Origin of the sequence: Brevibacillus sp. Leaf182, from assembly GCF_001423865.2 — a bacterium.
In the GTDB taxonomy this organism is placed as follows: domain Bacteria; phylum Bacillota; class Bacilli; order Brevibacillales; family Brevibacillaceae; genus Brevibacillus; species Brevibacillus brevis_C.
In genome coordinates this window covers 188,660-196,961 of record NZ_LMPN02000037.1, presented here as the reverse complement: position 1 = coordinate 196,961, position 8,302 = coordinate 188,660, and the positions used below count along the sequence as shown (strand labels likewise).

Genomic DNA, 8,302 nt, shown 5'->3' with positions numbered 1-8,302 from the left:
CTAAAAAAGGTGATCAATTGTGAACGCAATCTTAGACCTAGACATTACCCCCCTTCATCATGAATCGAGAAATTGCAAAGAGGACACCATCGTTACAGTCGCTTCTTGGTGGAAGCGTGACTATGAACTTATGTTTTTAGAATCGTGGGGGTTTACATTCGACTTATCACAATGGAAAAATTCAGGGAAGCTATACCAGAGCATTACGTCAGGCATTGGAGACATGCTGACTTTGTTGAAGCAAGTTCATGGCATCGAAATCATTGTTATGGGGAATAAGTCCTTGCAGGATACAGTCGCTATTGTGGAAAGCGAGCTGAAAGAATCTAGGCCGGTTGCCTTTGATTTGGATTCCTATTATTGTCAGTGGAGTCATGGTTATCAGAAATACCATTCCATTCATACCGGTTTAATCGTAGGGGTGGACCCGGAGAATCATTGCTATACGCTAGTAGATTGCTTTTATGAAAAGAAAAATGTAACGATTCCGATCGAGCATTGTTTTAAGCATGAATACAGAGGGATTGCGTTATTCCGAAAACTTCCAAATCCTATCGAAGGCGTTGAATGGAAACAACTCATCATACAAGCATTGAGCCGGACACTCTTTCAGAATCAGGAAACGAATTCATTTGATATGATGAGAAGTTTTGCCGAAGTTTTGGAGCACTTGCCTACTGTCGAGGACGAGTTTAACGGATCAAAGGAGGTATGGATGTCTCCTTTGTTAACCGTATTGTACTCGATTAGTAACGGCAGAAAACATTTTTCAACCGCATTGCAATATGTGAAAACAAAGTACCAGGTAGATGACTTAGCTCCATTGATCAATGATCTAGCATATGCTGCGGCACAGTGGAGCACTATCTTATCGATGATTACCAAAGCATATTATCAATCGAGTGACAGCCAATTAATACAGCGAGCTGCTAGTAAAATACGAATGGTAGCAGAACTGGAAGAAACGATTGCCGTAAAGCTCCGATCCATTTGTGAAGAAAGACCACAGAATTATCAGGTAGATGAAAAAGCAGAGCATGGGAAAACGGCTACTGAGCACAGAAAGATGAAATACATGGATATCTCGGATTATTGCAATAATAAAGGGTTCAGTCAGTTGGTTTCCCCTGCTTGTAGAGCAGATTTGACTCTGATGGGCGAGTATTTTTTGATCGATCAACTGCCGGATCAGACGATATGGGACGTAGAAGGGATGAAATTTTCTCTTTCTGCGTTTGGCGAGAATATAAACGATAATATCTCTTGTGCTGGGCAAGACATGAAGGTTCCTGAAGGCTATTATTCGAGCATCATGCTCTTAGGATGTTCAGAGTGCGGAAGTTACGCGGAGAGAATTGAGATCTTGTATGAAGACAACGAAGTTAGCTACATTCCAATCCAATTTACCGATTGGTATTTGGAGCCGATATTCGGTGAAACAACAGCATGGGTAGGAAAAGGCGCGCAGCGTAAAGAGGGAGAGGTCAAAATTTTGGAGTTCCCCGTGAGGCTGTTGGTACAAAAATACGAACTGAATCAGCGAAAAAAAATATTGCGTATAAAGTTGCCCGATTGTCCAAATATACATATCTTTGCCATGACCATGATGGCAGAGGAATAAGCATGCCCGGAAAAGCTGCTGCTTAGATAGGAAACCAAGAGAAAAGGAGGGTAACCATGAATGAGGACACACGAACAGGGTTAGAGGTCGCCATCATTGGAATGTCGGGTGCTTTTCCGGGGGCCAAAGACCTTGAGCAGTTTTTTCAAAACGTCAAGAATGGCGTAGAGAGTATCTCTTTTTTTTCAAATAAAGAATTAGAAGAGGCCGGAGTTCTAGCAGAAGTGTACAAAAGGAAGGACTTCGTGAAAGCAAAAGGATATCTTGACGAGAGTGATTATTTCGATCATAACTTTTTCGGATATACGCCAAATGAAGCGCAATATATGGACCCACAGACCCGATTGTTGCATGAGCATACATGGAAAGCACTCGAGGATGCGGGTTATCCTCCAGGAGTGACAAATGACTCGATTGGTGTATATGTGGGGGGGCGTCCCCACTTTCGCTGGGAGGCGTTATCGATATCCGCAGGCTCTCACAACGGAGCCGAGGAGTTTGAAATCGCCCACTTGAATGACAAAGATTTAATGAGCACAAGAGTATCCTATAAACTGCATTTGACCGGACCCAGCTATACCTTGTTTACTGCGTGTTCCACGTCATTGGTTGCTGTTCATGTAGCTTGTCAAGGGGTGGTCAGTGGTGAATGCGACCTCGCAGTAGCAGGCGGAGTATCCATCACTACCCCCAGCAAATATGGATACATCTATCAGGATGGGATGATTTTGTCATCAGACGGTCATTGTCGGGCTTTTGATGCCAACTCCACGGGAACAGTAGTGGGCAATGGAATCGGATTGGTGATTTTAAAGCGCTTGGAAGATGCCTTGCGCGATAAGGACCATATTTATGCGGTCATTAAAGGGACTGCAATCAATAACGATGGCAATCGCAAAGTCGGATACACCGCTCCAAGCGTAGACGGACAAGTAGAAGTCGTTCGGGCTGCTCATCGTGTGGCCGCCGTGGATCCGACCACGATCAGTTACATCGAGGCACACGGAACCGGGACAGCGTTAGGTGATCCGATTGAAGTCAAAGCACTGACCAAAGCTTTTCAAACGGGCAGAAAAAATTACTGTGGGCTTGGCTCAGTCAAAACGAATATCGGTCACCTTGACAGCGCAGCCGGGATTGCCGGGTTGATCAAGACAGTATTGGCGATTGACAACAAGTGTTTGCTGCCTACCTTGCACTTTTCCAAGCCGAATCAAAATCTTGAGCTGGAAAATACCCCTTTTTATCTGGTAGACCAAGCAACCGAATGGGTTAATTCAACGGGACCTCTACGAGCGGGTGTCAGTTCTTTTGGAGTGGGTGGAACGAATGCCCATGTTGTGTTGGAAGAAGCACCATCCCCACGGAGCGTTCAGCAAGAAGCAGACCAGAGCAAGCTTTTGGTATTCTCCGCAAAGACAGAAGAAGAGCTGGATCACGCGATTGACGACTTTGTCAAATATGCAAAAGGAAATCCAGGTGCAGACCTTTCCGCTATCGCGTATACCTTGCAAATGGGACGGGCTCATTTTTCCTATCGCCGGCATGTGGCTTGCGCAACTATTCAAGATGCATGCGTTGCACTGCGCTCGAAAAGTATGCAAGCCATTGGCACGGAAACGAAGAAGGCAGTCCTGCAAACATATTTTGTATTTTCCGAAATAGATCCCAAAAGAGCAGCTACTCTTTATCAAGCGGGTTTACGTAACACGTATTGCCACGAAGATTTTGAAGCACTCTTGCTTCAAACATGCGAGATACTGGGAATCACAAAAACGACTCTGTTCGATGTGAATAGTCAGGTTCAACACGAGCAGATTCTGCCCTTTCTCTTCCAACTGGCATTATCCAAATGGTTGAGCCGAATCGGAGTACAACCAACAGTTGTTATGGGAGTGGGAGTCGGAGAGTATGTCGCAAGTTGTCTCGCCGATGTTTTTTCGCTAGAAGATGCATTGATGTTGGTAGAAAAAAGAGGACAGCTCCTGGAAGAACTGAGCGGGAATGAAGACGATCTGTTTTTGCTGGAGGCACTCCAGGCGGAGCTGTTTGAAGCATTTCACTTCACACACCTCTCTCAGCCTTCCATACCTGTGATGTCTTACGATACGGGGAAAACGATTTCCCACGAAGTGATCCTGCCAGACTACTGGGTGAACCGTTTAGGAGAGAGTGTTAACCGACAAGGCTCACTTGTAGCATGGCAGGAAACGGGCGCCAAAGCCCAAAAGCTTCTTTTTGGGACAGATGGGGCAGCAGTCGAAAACGAAAGCCAGTCTAATTCTCTTTCACTTTTGCAAGGAAATTCCGGGTTCGAGCAGCAGCTTCTCGAATCGATTGGTCAGTTGTGGTCAAATGGCTGCGCAATAAAATGGGAAGAGATGAACAAGCATCAAAGAAATTCTCGCATTTCTCTGCCGACCTATCCTTTTACGCGGAAAAAATATGGGGTAGAAGCCCAGCAACTCAGAAAACTGACAAATCTGTTGAAGGACCAAGACGATAGCGAGATTGTCAAGAAGAAACCCGAAGATTGGCTGTACATTCCATCATGGACACGTTCAGATTACAAGGAGACAGCAAAGGAGCTCCCTCCTTGTTTATTTGTTGTTTTCGCTACACAAGATCCCGAAGTAATCGATTGGATCGAACAAATTAAAAAATCAGGCCATACAGTCGTCAGTATCGAAATGGGAGAAGTATTTACACACCAAGGGGGAGAGACCTATACGGTAAACCCTGATAGTCAAGACGATCTGGTCAAACTCTTAAAGAAGCTGCCTATTCCAGAGGACAGGCCTCTGAAGATCGTTCATTTCTGGTGCTTCCAGCATGAGGATGACGCTCCCAATCGACAATGGGAAGCGCAAGAATGGAATCGGTTAGGCTACCACACGTTATTAAACCTAGCCCGAGCAATTGGACAGCTTCAGCTACAGCAAACGATTGCCATCGACATCGTGGCTAGCGAAGTTTTTGAAGTCATCGGAGATGAGACTGTCGTTCCAGCTAAAGCTACACTGTTAGGTCCAGTTCGCGTCATCCCCAAAGAATATGATCATATCGTTTGCAGATTGATCGATGCCGACCGCCGCAAAAATCAGCATGTAATCCGAATGTTACTGCAGCAGGTGGACAATCAAGAGAGCGGAAATGATCTGATTGCCATTCGACATGCGTACATCTGGGAGCCTGCGTACAAGCAAATTCATCTGCCGACATCTGTTACTACGACTTCTCAACGGCTCAAGCCGGGTGGAGTCTATGTTATTACCGGGGGCCTGGGAGCAATTGGACTACATGTAGCAAAATTTTTGGCCCAAAAATATCAAGCGACGCTGATTTTGATCAATCGCTCGCAATTTTTGCCTGAAACAGAGTGGGATAACTGGTATGAACTTCATGGAGAAGAGGACCCTGTAAGCAAAAAAATTTCAGTCCTGCGGGAGCTGAAGGCTTCGGCCAAGAAAGTCCACCTGTATCAAGCAGACATAACGGATGAAAGGCAAATCTCGCAGATTCTTAACCACATTCTGGAGAAAAACAAGGCGATCAACGGTATTATCCATATAGCTGGTGTTCCCGATGGAGCCGTCATTCAGAGAAGAACCAGAGAGATGTGCGAATCCGTGTTTGCGACAAAGGTTTATGGAACCGCGGTCTTGCAAAAAGTGATTGAACAGTTGACACTGCCTATCGACTTCCTTTTGCTCTTTTCTTCATTGAGCTCGGTACTCGCTCCGACAGCACAGGTCGCGTACAGTGCAGCTAATGCCTTTCTGGATGCTTTTTCCGGGGCGAATACTAAAAAGGGTTTCTTCACACAAACAATTAATTGGGATACGTGGGAAGATACCGGAATGGCGAGCCTTTCAGCATCATTTCGTCCAGACAGCTCTGTGCTTCCTGGAATTTCGTATAAGGAGATGGAGCACCCATTCTTCCAGTATTTCGTGAAAGAAAATACGGGGCGTACGACTTTCGTTTCTCATTTTCAGTCGAGCAAAGACTGGGTTTTGGATGAACATCGGGTAGGAGACAAAGCCGTGCTCCCAGGGACTTGTTATGTGGAAATGGCATGCGCCGCCTATGAAGCTTTGAACCCCAACTTAGAAACTTCCATGCACATCCAAGATGTGTATTTTTTGACGCCACTTGTATTGCAAGACGGCGCCGATATTTATGTCCGAACCGTATTGGTACGAGAAAATAACGGTTATCAGTTTACGATCGAAAGTGATTCGGGCACACAAAACGCTAACTGGATCACACATGCACGCGGTCATATTGGCGTAGGGCGCATCCATCCACGTGATTATCAACTCACGGCCATCAGCGATGCCTGCGATCAAAACAATTATGGCAAAAACGATTACAATAACCTGCGGGAAAGTAAATTGACGTACGGGCCACGCTGGAACAGCTATTGTTGGGGGAAATTCACTTCACAGCAAGGACTGTCTCTTATCGAGCTGCCACAAGAGTTTGTGGGGGATGTAGTTTCGTATCATTTCCATCCGGCTATCATCGACGTTGCTTTGGTTCATATGGATCATGCCAAAACGAGCGACGGCGAATACGTACCGTTTTCGTTCAAGAGCATCATTATCCACGGAAAAGTTCCGGAAAAAGTGTACAGTCATATTCGTTGCCAGTCAGCGACTCAGCCGACCAACAAAATCGTGGAGTTTGATCTGACGATTATGGATGAACAGGGGAGGGGTATCATTGAAATAGAGGGCTACCAGGTTGCAGCAGTCACCTCGGATCATCAGACAGACAGCCTGGGCCTGCCGATGGTTAAGGCAGTCCCTGACCGCTCGGAAGAAGAATCGCTATCAAATTCGGTCACGTCTCTGACTCCAGAAGAAGGACTCATGCTTTTTCATACTGCACTCGCTACTGGGTATCACCAACTCATCGTATCAACAGTAGATTTGCCGAAACGCCTCGAAGCATACAAACAGGAGAAAGTCACCGCATTTGATGAAAGCAGCAGCTTGTCTTCTGCGTTCGACAAGACTGTTGCCAACAAACTGAGCCTATCGCTAGAAGAAGTGGAACGGATCATCACAAGTATTTGGCAGGCTGTGTTGGGCCATGAACATATTTCCGGTGACGCTGACTTTTTTGAGCTTGGGGGAGACTCGCTAAAGGTATTGACGGTGGCCGAGCGACTGTACCAAGCAAGCAACATAAAAATCCCGATCACGGTATTTTTTCATTCAACCACAGTGGAGAAGCTGGCGCGATACATGATGGATACGTATCATATCGCACAGGAATATACGGGGATCAAGAAAACTGCTCCGCAAGCATACTATCCCTTGTCTTCTGCGCAAAAAAGGCTGTTTTTCCAGCAGCAGGTTCAACCAGATAACATCGCTTACAACATTCCGGAAATTACCTACATGGAAGGAGATTTCGATCTTGGCAAATTGCAATACGCCTTTGAGCAGGTCATTCAGAGGCACGCCATTTTACGGACAGGCTTTGACGTCATAGATGGCGAAATTGTACAGATCATTGCAGACAAGGTCGAATTGCAAGTGGAGTACGTAGTTATGGGGGAAGGGGAATTACAAAAAGCGGTTGAACAATTTATGCAGCCTTTTGACTTGCGGCACCCTCCTTTAATGCGTGTAAAAGTGATCCAGTACAAAACACAAAAATATATATGGCTATTTGATATCCACCATATTGTCGCGGATAATATCTCCGTTTCGATTTTGCAGAACGAGTTGATCCAGTTCTATAATGGTGAGTCCAAGGAGCTGCAAGGCGTCACGTTGAATTATGTCGATTTTGTTGCGTGGCAAAATGAAATGATTAGACGAGGGGAATATGACAGACAAACAGAGTACTGGCTCCAGCAATTATCTGGTAAAGCGCAGGAGGCATTGCTTCCAACCGATTTTCCACGACCGTCTGTGCTAAGCTATCGCGGCGATATTTATTCGTTCTATTTGGAAGAAGAGTTAACTGCGAAGCTGAAAGCGGGCATGAAGCGAAACACGACAACTTTGTTTATGAACATGCTGGCTATCTTCAACGTATTACTGCAGAAATATACAGGGCAAGAAGAGATGATTATTGGAGCGAGCCTCGCCGGAAGAAATCACGTTGATCTGGCACAAATGGTTGGTATGTTTGCCAATGTGCTGCCTTTCTATTCCCGGCTTGAGACAAGCGCCAGCTTTCAGGATTATCTGGTGGAAGTAAAAGAGAAAAGCCTGCAACTCTTTGAGAATCAGGATGTGCAGTTTGAAATTTTGGTGGAAAAATTGGGGCTGACTCATCAGTTAAGTACCCATCCATTGTTCACCGTCATGCTCGTGCTGCCAGATTTCAAGCCAGCCGAAATTACCATGAATCAAGTCCGACTCAAGCGTTATCCTTTCCGTAATCCTTCATCGAAATTCGATTTGACCCTTTGGGTGTACGATTATGATCATAGAATCGAATTGCGTATGGAATATTCAACAGATTTGTTTACCCGAAAAACGATAAAAACAATGACCGGCCATTTTCTGGACATTGCCAAGCAAGTGGTCGAAAATCCGGACATGTTGGTAAAAGACATCATACTGGATGCAGGTCTTGTGAAAGCAAGGGCAGAAGCACTGCTGCAAGATGGAAACGATTTCGTTTTTTAAGCAATCGAAAGCATAGGGGTGGTAG

General features: G+C 45.5%; 2 protein-coding genes. Both read left to right on the top strand.

The features are described 5' to 3' along the window. The first annotated feature begins 19 nt into the window (after window positions 1-19). Entirely contained in the window at window positions 20-1,621 is a 1,602-nt protein-coding gene (locus ASG16_RS28120; RefSeq protein ID WP_056487496.1) for a beta-sandwich domain-containing protein, read from the top strand. 56 nt (window positions 1,622-1,677) lie between these two features. Then, the gene (locus ASG16_RS28115) at window positions 1,678-8,277 is read left to right on the top strand and encodes a type I polyketide synthase (RefSeq protein ID WP_056487493.1); all 6,600 of its coding nucleotides are present in this window, start codon (window positions 1,678-1,680) and stop codon (window positions 8,275-8,277) included. The last annotated feature ends 25 nt before the right edge of the window (window positions 8,278-8,302 follow it).